The organism is Streptomyces sp. R41 (assembly GCF_041053055.1).
Taxonomy (GTDB): domain Bacteria; phylum Actinomycetota; class Actinomycetes; order Streptomycetales; family Streptomycetaceae; genus Streptomyces.
Genome location: NZ_CP163443.1, coordinates 4160979 through 4177055 on the forward strand (window position 1 = coordinate 4160979; position 16077 = coordinate 4177055).

A 16077-nucleotide genomic window follows, 5' to 3' on the forward strand; every position below is an offset into this window, starting at 1 on the left:
AGGGTGGTCCAATCTCGGTCAGGCGGCGGCCGTTTGCCCGTTCAGATGTGCTTTAGGAAGGCGGACACTGCGGCGTGCAGCTGGGTCGGCTGGTCCGAGTGGACGTCGTGGGAGGCGTTGGGGATCACTTGGACTGTTGTCGTGCTGGCGCGGCGGGATTGCATTTCCGTGGCCTCGGGCTCGGGCATGGTTCCGGTGTCGCCTAGGACGACGAGGGTGGGGCAGCGGATTTTGTCCCAGTCAAGCCAGTAGGAGTGGGAGTGGAGCACCCCGACCGCCCCCGGCCAACGCATCGTGCTGACCCCCGGTGACTGACCCCCGCCCGCCCCGCTGCCGTCGTACGGGCGGAGCTCAGGGGGCTGGGCTCACCCTTCGGGCTCTCCTACGGTCCGGTGCTCAACTCTCGTCGCTGCCTCGGCCACGCCTCCGCCCCGCGAGGGACGTACCAGAGGCGCGTACCCGCGGGGCAGGGGCTGTCGGGCCGCGGCGTCAGCTGTGGAGCTGCTTGCGCTTGCTGCCGCCGGTGATCTGGATGCGGCGGGGCTTGGCCTGTTCGGCCACGGGGATGCGCAGGGTCAGTACTCCGGCTTCGTACGAAGCGTCGATGCGCTCGGGGTCGAGGGTGTCGCCGAGGAACAGCTGCCGGGTGAAGGTTCCGGTCGGGCGCTCCGCCACGATCATGTCCGCGCCCTCGGGGGCGGGGGAACGGCGCTCGGCGCGTACGTTCAGGACGTTGCGCTCGACGTCCAGGTCGATCGTCTCCGGGTCGATGCCGGGGAGGTCGAAGTGGACGATGAGGTCGTCACCGGCTCGGTAGGCGTCCATCTGCATCGCCGCGGGGTGATCGGGGCCGAAGAACTGCCGCGTGAGGCGGTCGAATTCGCGGAACGGATCGGTGCGCATGAGCATCACAGGTCACTCCCTTGCGTACAGGTGCTGGGTGCGATGCCCTACGGCTTCTTATATAACTCTGGCGAAGAAAATTGACAAGCCTCGACTCAAGCCTGGTCTCAGCACAGGGCTTCGAGTGGATCGCGAGGGCGGACGCCGGTCTGCGGGAGCGTCCGCGTTAGCCTCGGTTCGTTCGACAGACGCAGCAGCGGGAGGCAGCAATGGCGAAGGTACCGGCCGCGGCGGTGGCCGCGAGTGGGCTCATCGGGGGGTACGGCGTGGCCCGTTGGACCAAGAAGCGGCAGCTCGGCGGGGTCGTGCTCGCCGCCGCCGGAGCCGCGGCCGCGCAGCAGTGGAAGCAGCAGGCCGGCGGGAAGGCCGCCGGGGCGCTGACCGCCGCGTACGTCGCCGCCTTCGCCGGGTCTCATCCGCTGGCCAAGAAGGTGGGCGCCTGGCCCGCCGTGTTCGGTGTCGCCGGGGCCGTGGCCCTCGCCTCGTGGGCCGTGGCCGACCGGCGGGCCTGAGCCCGGCCCACGCCACAGCCGGATCGGCGGCACCGCACCTCAGACGACGTCGCCCCCGACCCCCGACCGCCCCGCCGGGACCCCGACGATCAGCACCGTCACATGCTTCCGTACGGCCTCGCCGAGGACCGCGACCGCCGCCTCCGTGAGGGACTCGATCAGGCGGGCGGGCGCGTCGGGGATCTGCGGATGGGTCAGTCCGCCTTCGCGCATGGCGAGGGTGATGACCGGCGCGGGCGCCTCGCCGGGTACGCCGCCGGTGCCCCAGCGGTGCTCCGGGACGCCGAACAGTTCGACGACGGCGACCGCGCGCGCCCACTCGCCGACGACGGCGGCCACCGCGTCGGTCAGGGCGCGGATGAGCTTCGGCTCGGTCGATCCGTCGAGCGTCTCCTCGCGGATCTGGACGGTCAGGTGCGGCATGGTGGATCTCCGTTCGGTCGCGGCGGTCGTGACACAGAGACGAATGAAACCGATTCACCTTTAGATGCGACTTACCTTTAGATGCAAAGCATCTTTAGTCTCAAAGCTATTCAGAGGGGTGGCCGATGTCAACCGAGGGTCGCTCCGAGCCGGGCGTCGACGACGCCGTACGTGCGCTGCTGCTCCTCATGCCCCGTATGGTCGGCCGGGCCAAGCGCATCCCCGTACCCGAGGAGCTCCAGTCGCTGGCGCTGGCTCCCCGGCACCTGTCGCTGCTGTCGTATCTGCTCTTCGACGGGCCCATGACCGTCAACGACCTGGCCGCCCGCCTGGAGGTCGCGCCGACGACCGTCAGCCTCATGGTCGGCGAGCTGAGCGGGAAGGGAATCCTGGAGCGGCAGGAGGACCCGGCCGACCGGCGGCGACGCATCGTCAGCATCACCGACGCCCAACGGCCGTCCATCTCCACGTGGTTGTCGCGCGGAGCCACCGCCTGGCGCCGCGCGCTGGCACCGCTGACTCCCGATCAGCGCCAGTTGGTCATCGACACCTTGCGCGCCTACGAAGCCGCGGCGGCCGAACCCGAGGGCTCGGACTCGCCGCCCGTCCCCTGAAATGCCCGCCGGTACGCGTTCGGACTCGTTCCCACCACCCGCTTGAACCGCTCCCGGAACGCCGTCGGCGAGCCGAACCCCGCCTGGACCGCGATGCGTTCGACCGGATACGTGGTCGTCTCCAGGAGGTACTGGGCCCGCCGCACCCGCGCCCGGTGCAGCCACTGGAGGGGCGTCGTGCCGGTCTGTTCGCGGAAGCGGCGGTTGAGGGTACGGGTGCTCATACCGGCGTGGGCGGCGATGTCCTCCAGGGTCAGGTCGTGGCCCGCGTTCTCCTCCAGCCAGGCGAGGAGGGGCTCCATCGTGGCGCCGGCCGGTACCGGCGGCTGGTCGTGGACGATGAACTGGGCCTGGCCGCCCTCCCGTTCGAGCGGCATGACGGACATCCGGGCGGCGTGCGCGGCGACGGCGGAGCCGTGGTCCTTGCGGATCATGTGCAGACACATGTCGAGGGCGGCGGCCGCGCCCGCCGAGGTGAGGAACTGGCCGTTGTCGACGTAGAGGACGTTCGCGTCCACGGTCACGGCCGGGTACATGGCCGCCAGGTCCTGGGCCGCGATCCAGTGGGTGGTAGCGCGCAGCCCGTCCAGCAGACCGGTGGCGGCGAAGACGAACGCGCCGACGCAGATGGAGGCGATCCGGGTGCCGTTCGCGGCCGCCGCGCGCAGCGCCTCGGCCACGCCCGGCGGGAGCGGGACGGTGGGGTCGGCGACGCCGGGCAGGACGATCGTGTCGGCCTCGGCCAGCGCCTCCAGGCCGTACGGGGCGCGCACCGCGAACGCGCCCGCGCTCACCTCCTCGTCCGCCGAAACCGAGCAGACCCGGATCCGGTAGGCCGCGCGGCCGTCCGGCAGCCGGGCCCAGCCGAAGGTGTCGATCGGGGCGGAGAGGTCGAACGGGATGACCTGGTCGAGCGCCAGTACGGCCACGGTGTGCATGGCTAGAGGGTAGGGGTACGACGGGATCCGGTCAGCCGCGTCAGCCTTGAGAACTCGGCCTTGATAACCCCGGTGAGAACCTTTTCAGGCACTTCGCCGCTCCTCGGCCGCTTCGCGGTCAGCTCTGGCGAGAATCCGTTGAGCACTGGCAGAACCGCCACTTCTCCGAGATCCGCCGCGCCCATAGCGTCACCCCCGTGACCAAGTTCCTCCTCGCCGTTCACGTCCTCGCAGCGATCATCGCCATCGGGCCTGTCACCGTCGCCGCGAGCATGTTCCCGCCCAGTGCACGCAAGGCCCTCGCGGAGCCGAAGAACACCCAGGCCGTGTCGACAGTGCGGCTGCTGCACCGCATTTGCCGGGTGTACGCCACCGTCGGCGTCGTCGTTCCCGTCTTCGGGTTCGCCACGGCCAGCAACATGGGCGTACTCGGCGACACCTGGCTGATCGTCTCGATCGCGCTGACGGTCGTCGCCGCGGTCGTGCTCATCGCACTGGTCCTCCCCCGGCAGGCCGCGATCGCGGAGAGTGTCTGGGATGCCGGGGGCGGGGAGGTCGCGGTTGCCCGGAACGCGACCGTTCGGCTCGCCATGTTCACCGGGATCTTCAACCTCCTCTGGGCCACCGTCACGATCCTGATGATCGTTCGACCGGGGTCCTCCACAGGGGCGTAGCCCCCGCACGGCGAACCACTCAGAAGGTGCTCCGTGCGCAGGCACCCCGCATTTCAGCGGGATCACGCTTGTCAGACCTCTCTACGGATACGGCATTCCCACCGGTCAGGCGTAAGGTCGGTGTCGTTGACCGGAGTTGAACTCCTGGACGAGGGCCGTGGCGGTCCTGCCATCACCGTGGACGTCGGAGTCCTTGTCGATGTCGTGCGGCAGCACCACCACCGACGAGTGCGCGGCGCGGGGCTTAGGATCCCGCCCATGTACGGACAGCAAGAGCAAGCGGCGCCGCAGGCCTACCTCGCCTCGGTGGAAGGTCGGCTGACGGCCGACGGATGCGCCACACGGTGGGAGAACTGGGCCGGGGTGCCCGTCCTCGTGGGGCGGCGGGCCGACTTCAAGATGCGCTGGATGGCCACGAAGCTGCATCTGTTCACCGTGGCCGCGGCGGTTCCGGAGATAACCGTCCCCGCCATCTCCGACTTCACCGACCAGGTGATGAAGTACGCCAAGGACACCAAGGGCGGCCTCCCCGTCGGCATGCAGAACGGGGTCGGCGCCTTCCCGCTGCTGGTCAGCGACCGGGTCGATCCGGCCGCCGTGCGGTGGGCGGAGGAGCAGCAGCGCATCAAGTTCGCCTGCATGACGCGGCCCGTCGTGGTCGACAGCGCGCGCCAGTACGTGGGCATGTACCGCGGCAAGCCGGCCCTCGGGCGCGTCTACGCCTCGTACTTCATCGAGAAGGGGTCGCGGTACTTCTACGGCCAGTGAGAGGTCGGCAACGCTACTTCTACGGCCAGTGGGCGGTCGGTAAGCAGGCGGTGACCGGCCGGCGAGAGGAACGCGGGCGCCCCGGCGCTCCCTCGCCTGTCACATGCGGTGGGCCAGGCTCAGCTTCTCGTCACACGCGGTGCCAGGCCCTCGTCACATGCGGTGGGCCAGGCTCAGCTCCTCGTCCACCAGGTCCGCCCTGAACTGCCGTGCCACCGCCGCCACGACCAGCACCCCGGCCGCCATCAGCAGCGTGAAGAACGCCCACGCCAGCGGCCACGCGTTCGCGAAGCCGTCCGGCGGCCCGGGGTGCGTGCGCAGGGACACGTACAGCAGGGTCGCAGGCGGCACCGCCACCAGCAGCAACGGCCAGGCCAGCGCGTCCCGGTGGCCGAAGTAGGCGGCGAGGAGCAGCAGGATCAGGGCGAGGAACACGACGCCCAGGCCGGTCACCGGCGTCGTCTCGACAACCGAATCGGCCGTCTCGGGGCGGTTGCGCAGGTCCCAGGGCAGGCACAGGCGATACGCCGCCGCGGAGAGGGCGGCGCCGAGCACGCGCGTCAGCCAGCGTTCCGGCCAAGGGCGCGTTCGCAAGGGGCGGAGCAGCTTCTCGGTCATGCGTACGAGGTTTCCGCGCTCGGCGGCGGCCCGACAGAGTACGCGTACTCAGTTCGTCCGAGTGCTGGCATCCTTCGCCAGATTGTCTTCCGGTCGTCGGGCGAGATCGACGACGGCGCCGAAGGGCCGACCAATGACGTCGCCGCCATCCACGCCGGGATCGAGGCCGAAATCCGTGCCGGCGGGCCGGCGGGGGTCTGGGGGTACCCCAGAAAACATGAGGGCGACACCCCAAGGGACTACGGTCTACGCCCCCAGCGCCCGCGACACCACATAGATCAGCAGCCCCGCCAGCGAGCCCACCACCGTGCCGTTGATGCGGATGAACTGCAGGTCGCGGCCGATGTGGGCCTCGATCTTCCGGGTCGTGTGCTCGGCGTCCCAACCCGCGACGGTGTCCGTGATGAGCGAGGTGATCTCCTTGCGGTACGTCGTCACGACGTACACCGCCGCGCCCTCGACCCAGCTGTCGACCTTGGCCTGGAGCTTGGGCTCCACCGCCATCCGGGCGCCCAGGGACAGCAGGGAAGCCCGGACCCGCAGCCGCAGCTCGCTGCGCTCGTCCTCCGCGGCGGACACCATCATGGACCGTACGGCCGTCCAGGCGGAGGCGATCAGTTCCTGGACCTCGCCGCGCCCGATGACCTCGACCTTCAGCCGCTCCACGCGGGCCCGTGTGTCCGTGTCGGACTGGAGGTCGGAGGCGAAGTCGGTGAGGAAGCGGTCGAGGGCGCCGCGGGCCGGGTGGGAGGGGGCGTCGCGCATCTCGGTGACGAAGCGGAGCAGCTCCTTGTAGACCCGCTCGCCGACCTTCCTGTCGACGAAACGGGGGGTCCAGCCGGGCGCGCCACCCTCGATCGCGTCCATGACCTGATCGTTGTGCAGCACCAGCCAGTCGTGGGCACGGACGCAGATCAGGTCCACGACCCGCTTGTGGCCGCCGTCCGCGACGATCTTCTCCAGCATCTTCCCTATGCCGGGCGCGATCTCCTGGGCGTCGGCTCGCCGTGTGATCGCCTCACCGACGACCGCCTGCACGTCGGAGTCGCGGAGCACGGTGAGCGCGCCGCGCAGGGCGGCGGAGAGCTCCGCCGTCACGCGGTCGGCGTGCTCCGGTTCGGCGAGCCAGGCGCCGAGCCGGCTGCCGATACCGACGGCGCGCAGCCGCTGTCGTACGACCTCCTCGGAGAGGAAGTTCTCCCCGACGAACTCGCCGAGCGAGACGCCCAGCTGGTCCTTCTTGGTCGGGATGATCGCGGTGTGCGGGATGGGCAGGCCGAGCGGGCGGCGGAAGAGGGCCGTGACCGCGAACCAGTCGGCGAGCGCGCCGACCATGCCCGCCTCGGAGGCCGCGGCGACATAGCCCGCCCAGGCGCCGGCTCCCGAGTTCTGCGCCCACTTGGCGAGGACGTACACCAGTGCGACGAAGAGCAGCAGGCCGGTCGCCGTGATCTTCATCCGGCGGACGCCCCGGCGCTTCTCCTCGTCGGCGGGGCTGAAGGAGGTCATCGCCCGGCCCGGCGGCCCGGGGGCGGTCACCGCGGGGTTCACGGCGGCGCCCGGCCGGGCATGCTGCCCTTCGGCACCCACTTCTTCCCGTTTCGTACGTTCCATCCGCTCCACCCGTTCGGTGACCTCACACACATTGTCCCTTCCTGACCGACTCCTGGAACGGATCAGGAGTTCCCGGCGTCTGTTCGGACGGGGAATCGTCCGGGGGGACCCTTAAGGGGCGCTGTCGGTGTTCTTCCACCCCATGACGCATCATGGGGTCATCACATCGGAGCCTCGGGCTCCCATCGCCCGAGGAGACACGCACCGCATGACCAAGCGTCACGGTTATGCCCTGCTCGCCGCGATCATCGCCGTGATCGTGGTTCTTTCCGCCGCCATATACATAGGCGTCTCGGCCGACGAGGGCGGCGACCAGAACAACCTCGCCAGCGGCCGCACCCCGCACAACTCCGCCGCCCCCGCCTCCACCGGCACCTGGGTCGGCGCCTGGTCGGCCTCCCCCGTCGGGGCCGAGCCCGGCACCGAGACGAACGGCATGGCCGGGCGCTCCGTGCGCAACGTCGTCCACGCGAGCGCCGGCGGTACGAGTGCCCGTGTCACGCTGTCCAACCTCTACGGGCAGCAGCCGCTGAGCATCACCCACGCCACGATCGCCGTCGCCGCGACCGTGAACAACGCCGCCGCCGCGACCGACACCATGCGCCGCCTCACCTTCGGCGGCAGCACCTCGGTGATCATCCCGGCCGGAGAGCAGATGTTGAGCGACGCCGTTCGCGTGCGGATCCCGCACGGCTCGGACGTCCTCGTGACGACGTACACGCCCACCCATTCCGGCCCGGTCACCTACCACCCGCACGCGCGGCAGATGTCGTACGTCGCCGAGGGCGACCGCACGGAGGACGTGACCGGCACCGCGTACACCGAGCAGAGCGAGTACTGGCGCTATGTGACCGCCCTCGACGTGCTGAGCGACGAGTCGGCGGGCACCGTCGTCGTGCTGGGCGACTCGCTCACCGATGGCATCACCTCCACGGTCGGGGCCAACCACCGTTGGACCGACGTCCTTTCGGACCGGCTGCGCGACGCGGCCGGGTCGGACGACGTGCCGCGCTACAGCGTCGTCAACCAAGGCATCAGCGGGAACCAGATCCTGGCCGCGGGGCTCGGCCGCCCGGCCGACAACCCAAGTGGCCTCTCCCGCTTCGGGCGTGACGTGCTCGACCGTACGAACGTCAAGGCCGTCGTCATCGACCTCGGGGTCAACGACATTCTGCGCAACCCGAATCAGGTGGATCCCCGGACGATAACCGACGGGTTGCGAAAGCTGGTGCGGCAGGCGCATGCCCGCGGGCTGCGGGTCGTTGGGGCCACCCTGATGCCGTTTCAGGGGCACCGGGGATACACGGACGCGCGGGACGCCGTGCGGCAGGCCGTCAACGCGGAGATTCGGGCGGGGAAGGTGTACGACGCCGTCGTCGACTTCGACGCGGCGCTTCGTGATCCTTACAACCCCCGGCGGTTGCGGGGCGATTACGACTCGGGGGACCATCTGCATCCCAGTGACAAGGGGTACAAGAGGATGGCGGAAGTCTTCGACCTGGGTGACTTGAAGGGGTCGGCTCCTGCTGAGCTGTAACGGCTCTCTCGACCGCGGCGCCGTCATGGCTTGTCGCGCCCACACGGCTCAGCCGCATGATGTCGCGGCCCCGCGCCCCTGAAGGGGCGCTCCAGCCGACCGGAGGTCAATAGCCGCCGTGGCGCCTGCGGTGGCGCTCCTCCCGGCGCTCCCGATGGCGCTCCCTGCGCTCCTCGTGCCGTTCCCGCCGCTCCTCGTGGCGTTCGCGGATCAGGTCGCGGGCCTCGTCGAGCGCGTCGTACATGTCGCCGAGGCCGTCGCCCTGCGATGCCTGGGAGCCCTGCAACTCCTTGCGGGCCGCCTTCCGTTCGAGTTTCTCCTGACGGCGCTCCTCCTTGATGCGGAGCCGCTCGGCGCGGGTCAGCTTGCGTTCGACGCCGACGCCGCCCCAGAAGGCGAAGCCGGTGACGATCACGCGGGGGGCGCCGGGCTCCCCGGGCTGCCCCTCCTCGCGATGGTCGAAGCCGCCCATGACGCCGATGCCACGCACGACGACCTCGACGCCGGGCGGTACGACGACGTTCATCCCGCCCATGACGGCGACGCAGTTGATGACGACCTCGCGGTCCGCGAAGTTCGCCTCGCGCAGGTCGATCTCGCCGCCGCCCATGAAGGCGAAGGAGTTGAAGCGCCGCGGCACGGTCCAGCGCCCTTTGCGCTCGAACCCCGACAGGATCGCGACACCCCACGAGGACGAACCCTCGCCGCCGACGATCCGGCCTGCCCAACTCCCGCTCTCCGCAGGCTGCTTGACCATGGAGATGGGCGCCACGGCCGCCGGGCCCGGCAGATCGCGGGTGATCGGCGTCAGCTCCCCGTACGTGCGTGCCTTGTACGTCGCCTCCAGCCGCTCCTCGAACTCCTCCATGTCGAGGCGGCCCTCCGCGAGGGCGTCCCTCAGCTGTTCGGCGACACGTTCACGATCGGCGTCGGAGGCACGCAGCTCCGGGAGTTCGTCGTCGGTCATGTACAGCAGCCTACGAGTTCCCCGGCCCGCGGGCCATGCGGCCCGCCATTCCTCCAAAGCTCGCTACGAGACCGCTTTCTCCGCGCCGTCCTGTGCGTACATCTTGGCAATGACCGCCTCGATGTCCGGCTCCCGCACCGAAAGATCCACCAGCGGATACTCCGCCGCGATCCGCGCCACGAGCGGAGCCGCCGACTGAGCGGCGGGGAAGGCGAGCCACTGCCGCGGTCCCTCCACCTTCACCACCCGCGCCGACTCCACCTCGATCGGCAAAAGCTCCCGCTCCAGGTCCACGACCAGTGTCCGCTCGCTCTCCCCCACCTCGTGCAGCCCGGTCAGCGGACCGTCGTACATCAGCCGCCCGTGGTCGATGACCATCACCCGCCGGCACAGCTGCTCGATGTCGGTGAGGTCGTGCGTGGTGAGCAGGACGGTCGTGCCGCGCTCGGCGTTCAGCTCGCGCAGGAACTCCCGTACCCGCGCCTTGCTGATCACGTCGAGGCCGATCGTCGGCTCGTCGAGGTAGAGCACCTCCGGGTCGTGCAGCAGCGCGGCCGCGATGTCGCCGCGCATCCGCTGCCCCAGGGAGAGCTGGCGTACGGGGACGTCCAACAGATCGGACAATTCAAGGAGTTCGACACAACGGTCGAGGTTCTCGCGGTAACGCCCGTCCGGGATTCGGTACATGCGGTGCATCAGCCGGTACGAGTCGATCAGCGGAAGGTCCCACCACAGGGTCGTACGCTGCCCGAACACGACCCCGATGCGCTGCGCGAGCCGCGTCCGCTCGCGCGACGGGTCGATGCCCGCGACGCGCAGCCGGCCACCGCTCGGCGTGAGGATGCCGGTCAGCATCTTGATGGTGGTCGACTTGCCCGCGCCGTTCGGGCCGATGTAGCCGACCATCTCACCGCGCGGCACGGTGAAGGAGAGGGAGTCGACGGCGCGCACCTGCCGTCGCTCACTGCGCAGGAAGCCGGTCTTCTTGCGCACGGCGAAGACCTTCTCGACACCGTCGAGCTCGATGAAGTCACCTTCCGCGCCGCTGAATTCACTGTCCACGCCGACCGCCACGTCCAACTCCCTAACTCCCCGTACTCCGATACGACCGAAGCCCCGCGCGCCAGGCGACCCCGGCCAGCGCACAGCAGCCCGCCGCCACCAGCGGCGGTGTGAAGGCGACCCACGTCGGCAGGCCGAGCGGATAGGGCCGCCCCAGCACGTACAGCGCGGGCAGCCAGTTGACGAAGGCGAGCGGGAGCACGAAGGTCACCCCGCGCAGCAGGTCCTTGGCGAAGACGGTCGGCGGGTACTGCAGGAGCGTACTGCCGCCGTATGTGAAGGAGTTCTGCACCTCGGAGGCGTCCTGTGCGACGAACTGGAAGGCGGCGCCCGCCACGAACACGGCCGAGAAGATCGCGCCGCCGCTCAGCAGCATCAGCGGGATCAGCAGCACCTTCAGCGGCGTCCAGGAGATGTCGAGCGCGGCGACCGCGTACCCGAAGACCAGCAGCCCCTGGGTGATCCGGCCGAGGCGGCGCAGCGCGAAACGGTCCGCGGCGACCTGGGCGAGGACGGGCACGGGGCGCACCAGGAGCGTGTCCAGCGTGCCGTCGCGCACCCGGCGCCCGAGCCGGTCCATCGAGCCGAGCGTCAGGTCGGCGAGCCCGAAGGCGGTGCCCGCGACGCCGTACAGGAAGGCGACCTCGGGGAGGCTGTAACCGCCGAGCCGGTCGACCTGGGAGAACATCAGCAGGATCGCGACGAAGTCGAGGGCGGTCGCCGCGAAGTTGCCGAACGTGGTCATCGCGAACGAGGCGCGGTAGGCCATCGTGGAGCGGATCCACATGGCGGCGATCATGCGGTAGGCGCGCACTCCGTCCCGTACGCGGGCGTACGCACCCTGCCTCTCGGGCCAGGAAGCCGGCCGCGTCCTCTCGTGCACCGGGCTAGCCACCCTGCACCACCACCCTCCGCGTAGCCACCGACTGGACCAGCCGCCCGGCCGCCAGCAGGCCGACAGCCCAGGCCGCCTGGAACGCGTACGTGGCCAGCGGGTCGGCGGTTCCGAGCAGGACGTCCACCGGCGCCTGGATCAGCGACGACCAGGGCAGGGCCCGTACGACCTCGCCGAACGTGCCCGGGAAGACGTTGAGCGGCAGCAGCATCCCCGAGCAGAAGATCCCCGCGATCCAGGCCAGTTGCGCCGCGCCCGCCCCGTCGAGGAGCCAGAACGCGGACAGCGCCACCAGGAAGCGGAGGGCGAAGCTGACGACGACCCCGAGGAGGACCGCGACGAGGAAGGCGATCCAGGTCAGCGGGGAGGCGGGCAGCGCCAGGTCGAAGAAGACCGCGCCGAAGGCGAGCGGGACCACCCCGCGCCCGAGCAGGTGGAACAGCGCCCGGCCCGTGTCCTGCGCCAGCCACCACAGCTGGAGGTCGGCGGGCCGGTACAGGTCGATCGCGATGTCACCCGTACGGATTCTCTCGATCAGCTCGTCCTCGAAGCCGCCGCCCATCACCGCCACCACCATGAGCAGCGCCTGGCCCAGCCACACATAAGTGAGCGCCTGTGCCTGGTCGTAGCCGCCGAGGTGCGGCTTGGTCTCCCACAGCGCGATGAAGACGTACGCCAGGATCAGCCCGAAGACCGTGTTGGTGAACACCCCCGCCGCCGTGGCCGTCCGATAGGTGGCGAAGCGCCGGAACCCGCCCATCGCGACGGCCGCGTACAACCGCCCTGTGCCCACAACTCCGCCCCTCTTCGCCGCGTTGAGCCAAAGCGCAGGAGCCTAGCCCCGGGTTGACGTGGCCCGCCAGGCATTTTCCGGGCGCGACGCGTGCCGGGCCGAGGGAACGGAACGCTTGGTGCGACAGTCTTCAAGAGGGGGCGCACAAGGCGTACGAGGGCGTACGGGAACGTACGCACGCGAAACAGGAGTCCGGCGACAAATGAGCGACGAGCCGCAGCCGAAGCAGAACAGCCAGGGCTGGGCACCCAGGGATCCGGCACCGGGACCGGGACCGGGACGGGAACCTGGATCGGGACCGGGACAGGCATCGGGACCCGCATCGGCACCGGGGTCGGCACCGCAGAGTGCACCGGGCAAGCCCGGCAAGGAGCCGAAGCGGAAGCGCACCGGGTGGCGCCGGCTCGTCCCGACCTGGCGGATCGTGCTCGGCACGTTCCTCGGCGTGATACTGCTCCTGATCGGCCTCTTCGCGCTCGGCTACTACCTGGTGAAGATCCCGCCCGCGAACGCCGCCGCGACCAAGCAGAGCAACGTCTACCTGTACGCGGACGGCAGCCAGCTCGCCCGCGACGGCGAGGTCAACCGGGAGAACGTGTCGCTCGCGCAGATCTCCAAGGACGCCCAGCACGCGACCCTCGCCGCCGAGGACCGCGACTTCTACTCCGAGTCGGCCGTCGACCCCACGGCGATGATCCGCGCCGCCTGGAACACGGTCACCGGCAAGGGCAAGCAGTCCGGCTCGACGATCACCCAGCAGTACGTGAAGAACTACTACCTGGGCCAGGAACAGACGGCCACGCGGAAGTTCAAGGAGTTCTTCATCTCCATCAAGCTCGACCGCGAGAAGAGCAAGGACGACATCCTCGAGGGCTACCTCAACACCAGCTACTACGGCCGCAACGCGTACGGCATCCAGGCCGCCGCCCAGGCCTACTACGGCGTCGACGCCAAGGATCTGACGGTGGGCCAGGGCGCCTACCTCGCGGCGCTCCTCAACGCGCCCAGCGAGTACGACGTGATCGCGCACCCCGAGAACAAGGCCGCGGCCGTCGCCCGCTGGAACTACGTACTCGACGGCATGGTCAAGAAGAAGTGGCTGACCCAGTCGGACCGGAACGACGTGAAGTTCCCGATGCCGAAGCAGGCCAAGGGCTCGGCGGGCATGTCGGGGCAGCGCGGCTACCTGGTGCAGGCCGTCAAGGACTACCTGACGAGCAACAAGATCCTCGACGAGGACAGCCTCGCCATCGGCGGCTACCGCATCACGACCACCCTGCAGAAGCCCAGACAGGACGCCTTCGTGAAGGCCGTCGACGACCAGGTGATGGACCAGCTCGACAAGAAGAACCGCAAGGTCGACAACTACGTCCGCGCGGGCGGCGTCGCCATCGACCCGTCCAGCGGCAAGGTCGTCGCGATGTACGGCGGCATCGACTACACCAAGCAGTACGTCAACAACGCGACCCGCCGCGACTACCAAGTCGGCTCCACCTTCAAGCCGTTCGTGTTCACCTCGGCCGTGCAGAACGGCTCGACGACGCAGGACGGCCGCACCATCACCCCGAACACCATCTACGACGGCACCAACAAGCGCCCCGTGCAGGGCTGGAGCGGCGGCTACTACGCGCCCGAGAACGAGGACGGCCGCTCGTACGGCGACATCACCGTGCGCACCGCCACCGACAAGTCCGTGAACGCGGTGTACGCGCAGATGGCCGTGGACGTCGGCTCGGACAAGGTCAAACAGACGGGCATCAGCCTCGGCATCCCGTCCGACACCCCCGACCTGACCGCCTCCCCGTCCATCGCGCTCGGCTCGGCCACCGCCAGCGTCCTCGACATGACGGAGGCGTACGCCACGCTCGCGAACCACGGCAAGCACGGCACGTACACACTCATCGAGAAGATCACCAAGGACGGCGCGGCGGATGTGGAGCTGCCGGACAAGGACACGAAGCAGGCGGTGAGCCGGGAGGCCGCGGACACGACCACGTCCATCCTGCGGAGCGTCGTCGAGGGCGGCACCGGAACGGCCGCGCTGGCCGCCGACCGCCCCGCCGCGGGCAAGACCGGCACGGCCGAGGAGGACCAGGCCGCCTGGTTCGCGGGCTACACCCCCGACCTCGCCACCGTCGTCGCCGTCATGGGCCAGGACCCCGACACGGGCGCCCACAAGTCCCTGTACGGCGCGCTCGGCCAGAACCGCATCAACGGCGGCGGCTACCCCGCCCAGATCTGGGCCCAGTTCACGAAGGCCGCCCTCAAGGGCACCCCCGCGACGGACTTCGACCTCCGGCTCCAGCCGGGTGCCGAGCAGCAGGAGCTCCCGACGCTCGAACCCAGCACGCCGCCCACCGACGGCCAGGACAACGGCGGCACGGCGACGGGCGGCCGGGACACCCAAGGCCAGACCGAGGGGCAGACCGAGGGGCAGACGCAGGGCCAGACCGAGGGGCAGAGCGAAGGCCAGTCCCAGGGGCAGACCGAAGGGCAGACTCAGGGCCAGTCCCAGGGGCAGACCCAAGGCCAGACGAACGGCGGCACCACCACGGAGGGCACCACGGACGGCGGCACCACGGGAGGGACGACGGAGGGCGGGACGACCGACGGCGGTACGACGGACGGCGGGGACACTGACGGCGGGAGCACGGACGGCGGGACGACGGGGTCCAACGCCGGGGCAGGGCCGCTCAGCGGGCTCACCTCACGAAAACACTGAGTAAGGTCGAGAACGGAGGAAGGCCGGGAACACTGAGCAAGGCCAGTCCCGGCTGATCAGTGGCCGGACCCGGCTGATCAGTGGCCGGACCCGGCTGATCGGTGGCGGGTCCCGGCTGATCGGTGGCGGGTCCCGGCTGATCGGTGGCCCGAGGTGACTGATCAGTGGCCGGAGGTGACCTTCAGCCCCACCACGGCCACCAGCAGCAGACAGACGAAGAAGATCCGGGCGGCGGTCGCCGGCTCACCGAGCACGACCATGCCGAGCACCGCCGCCCCGGCCGCGCCGATGCCGACCCAGACGCCGTAGGCGGTGCCGATGGGCAGGGATTTGGCGGCGTACGACAGCAGGACCATGCTCGCGACGATGCCCGCGCCCGTGAGGACGCTCGGGACGAGCCGGGTGAATCCGTCGGTGTACTTCATACCGATCGACCAGCCGACTTCCAGCAGGCCGGCGACGAGCAGCAGAACCCAGGCCATGAGAGGCACCTCCGTGATCGATCAACAGGGGTGCGTCGTCTTTGCCCGGAGGCCCTTCGGCTCTCCGCCCGGTACGGCGCGTCTCGTCGGGGTCCTTCAAAGGTAGCAAAGGAACGGCAAAAGGGGCTGGTGACGACGGTCACCAGCCCCTTTCACCTGCGATCCGCAGGCAAAGTCAGTCGTTACAAGTACAGGCCCGTCGAGTCCTCGGACCCCTCGAACCGGTCCGCGGCCACCGCGTGCAGATCCCGCTCGCGCATCAGCACATACGCGATCCCGCGCACCTCGACCTCGGCGCGGTCCTCCGGGTCGTACAGGACGCGGTCGCCCGGCTCCACCGTCCGGACGTTCTGCCCGACCGCGACGACCTCGGCCCAGGCGAGGCGCCGGCCGACGGCCGCCGTCGCGGGGATCAGGATGCCGCCGCCGGAACGCCGCTCGCCCTCGGCGGCGTCCTGCCGCACGAGCACGCGGTCGTGCAGCATCCGGATGGGCAACTTGTCGTGCTGGGTGCTGTGCTTTTCCCGATTGGCGCTCACGCCCTGAACCTACCTG

17 protein-coding genes and 1 riboswitch are annotated in these 16077 nt (G+C 69.9%); of the genes, 6 read left to right on the top strand and 11 right to left on the bottom strand.

Features of this window, described 5'->3' with window-relative positions; all coding sequences use genetic code 11:
• Positions 1–489: 489 nt before the first annotated feature.
• On the bottom strand, positions 490–909 hold the full coding sequence (locus AB5J53_RS19115) for an Hsp20/alpha crystallin family protein (RefSeq protein WP_369246873.1): 420 nt from the start codon (positions 907–909) through the stop codon (positions 490–492).
• 203 nt (positions 910–1112) lie between these two features.
• Between AB5J53_RS19115 and AB5J53_RS19120 the strand changes: the two genes are divergently transcribed.
• On the top strand, positions 1113–1415 hold the full coding sequence (locus AB5J53_RS19120; protein ID WP_369246874.1) for a hypothetical protein: 303 nt from the start codon (positions 1113–1115) through the stop codon (positions 1413–1415).
• Positions 1416–1454: 39 nt separating this feature from the next.
• On the opposite strand, the gene AB5J53_RS19125 is transcribed toward AB5J53_RS19120, so the two are convergent.
• Positions 1455–1838 (bottom strand): 4-oxalocrotonate tautomerase family protein, encoded by a 384-nt coding sequence (locus AB5J53_RS19125; RefSeq protein ID WP_369246875.1) that lies wholly within the window; start codon positions 1836–1838, stop codon positions 1455–1457.
• 125 nt (positions 1839–1963) lie between these two features.
• Here AB5J53_RS19125 and AB5J53_RS19130 point away from each other — a divergent pair, with 125 nt between their 5' ends.
• Complete coding sequence (locus AB5J53_RS19130; protein WP_369246876.1) at positions 1964–2452, top strand: MarR family winged helix-turn-helix transcriptional regulator; 489 nt, start codon at positions 1964–1966, stop codon at positions 2450–2452.
• On the opposite strand, the gene AB5J53_RS19135 is transcribed toward AB5J53_RS19130, so the two are convergent.
• A complete protein-coding gene (locus AB5J53_RS19135) occupies positions 2398–3390 on the bottom strand; it encodes a GlxA family transcriptional regulator (protein WP_369246877.1) in 993 nt (330 codons plus the stop codon). The genes AB5J53_RS19130 and AB5J53_RS19135 overlap by 55 nt on opposite strands.
• Positions 3391–3587: 197 nt before the next feature.
• On the opposite strand from AB5J53_RS19135, the gene AB5J53_RS19140 reads away from it, so the two are divergent.
• Positions 3588–4064: a DUF2269 family protein gene (locus AB5J53_RS19140; RefSeq protein ID WP_369246878.1), complete on the top strand. Its 477-nt coding sequence runs from the start codon at positions 3588–3590 to the stop codon at positions 4062–4064.
• 258 nt (positions 4065–4322) lie between these two features.
• Complete coding sequence (locus AB5J53_RS19145) at positions 4323–4832, top strand: levansucrase (protein WP_369246879.1); 510 nt, start codon at positions 4323–4325, stop codon at positions 4830–4832.
• A gap of 153 nt (positions 4833–4985) precedes the next feature.
• Here AB5J53_RS19145 and AB5J53_RS19150 read toward each other — a convergent pair whose 3' ends face one another.
• Complete coding sequence (locus AB5J53_RS19150; protein ID WP_369246880.1) at positions 4986–5450, bottom strand: hypothetical protein; 465 nt, start codon at positions 5448–5450, stop codon at positions 4986–4988.
• A gap of 246 nt (positions 5451–5696) precedes the next feature.
• On the bottom strand, positions 5697–7064 hold the full coding sequence (locus tag AB5J53_RS19155; protein ID WP_369246881.1) for a DUF445 domain-containing protein: 1368 nt from the start codon (positions 7062–7064) through the stop codon (positions 5697–5699).
• A gap of 208 nt (positions 7065–7272) precedes the next feature.
• Between AB5J53_RS19155 and AB5J53_RS19160 the strand changes: the two genes are divergently transcribed.
• Positions 7273–8601, top strand: a complete 1329-nt coding sequence (locus tag AB5J53_RS19160) for an SGNH/GDSL hydrolase family protein (RefSeq protein WP_369246882.1) — start codon at positions 7273–7275, stop codon at positions 8599–8601.
• A 106-nt stretch (positions 8602–8707) separates the two neighbouring features.
• On the opposite strand, the gene AB5J53_RS19165 is transcribed toward AB5J53_RS19160, so the two are convergent.
• From AB5J53_RS19165 to AB5J53_RS19180, 4 genes are all read right to left on the bottom strand, one after another.
• Entirely contained in the window at positions 8708–9568 is an 861-nt protein-coding gene (locus tag AB5J53_RS19165; protein ID WP_369246883.1) for a DUF1707 domain-containing protein, read from the bottom strand.
• Between the two features lie 63 nt (positions 9569–9631).
• Positions 9632–10648 carry an ATP-binding cassette domain-containing protein gene (locus AB5J53_RS19170; protein WP_369246884.1) on the bottom strand — a complete coding sequence of 339 codons (1017 nt, stop codon included), beginning with the start codon at positions 10646–10648 and terminating at the stop codon, positions 9632–9634.
• Positions 10649–10652: 4 nt separating this feature from the next.
• Positions 10653–11513 (bottom strand): ABC transporter permease, encoded by an 861-nt coding sequence (locus AB5J53_RS19175; RefSeq protein WP_369246885.1) that lies wholly within the window; start codon positions 11511–11513, stop codon positions 10653–10655.
• A 4-nt stretch (positions 11514–11517) separates the two neighbouring features.
• On the bottom strand, positions 11518–12285 hold the full coding sequence (locus AB5J53_RS19180) for an ABC transporter permease (protein WP_369252330.1): 768 nt from the start codon (positions 12283–12285) through the stop codon (positions 11518–11520).
• Positions 12286–12520: 235 nt separating this feature from the next.
• Between AB5J53_RS19180 and AB5J53_RS19185 the strand changes: the two genes are divergently transcribed.
• Positions 12521–15040: a transglycosylase domain-containing protein gene (locus AB5J53_RS19185; protein ID WP_369246886.1), complete on the top strand. Its 2520-nt coding sequence runs from the start codon at positions 12521–12523 to the stop codon at positions 15038–15040.
• A gap of 161 nt (positions 15041–15201) precedes the next feature.
• Here the strand turns inward: AB5J53_RS19185 and sugE are convergent, their stop codons facing one another.
• A complete protein-coding gene (gene sugE, locus AB5J53_RS19190) occupies positions 15202–15522 on the bottom strand; it encodes a quaternary ammonium compound efflux SMR transporter SugE (protein WP_266828021.1) in 321 nt (106 codons plus the stop codon).
• A gap of 29 nt (positions 15523–15551) precedes the next feature.
• Positions 15552–15639: riboswitch (guanidine-III (ykkC-III) riboswitch) on the bottom strand.
• Positions 15640–15704: 65 nt separating this feature from the next.
• On the bottom strand, positions 15705–16061 hold the full coding sequence (locus AB5J53_RS19195; protein WP_189184788.1) for a co-chaperone GroES: 357 nt from the start codon (positions 16059–16061) through the stop codon (positions 15705–15707).
• Positions 16062–16077 lie beyond the last annotated feature (16 nt).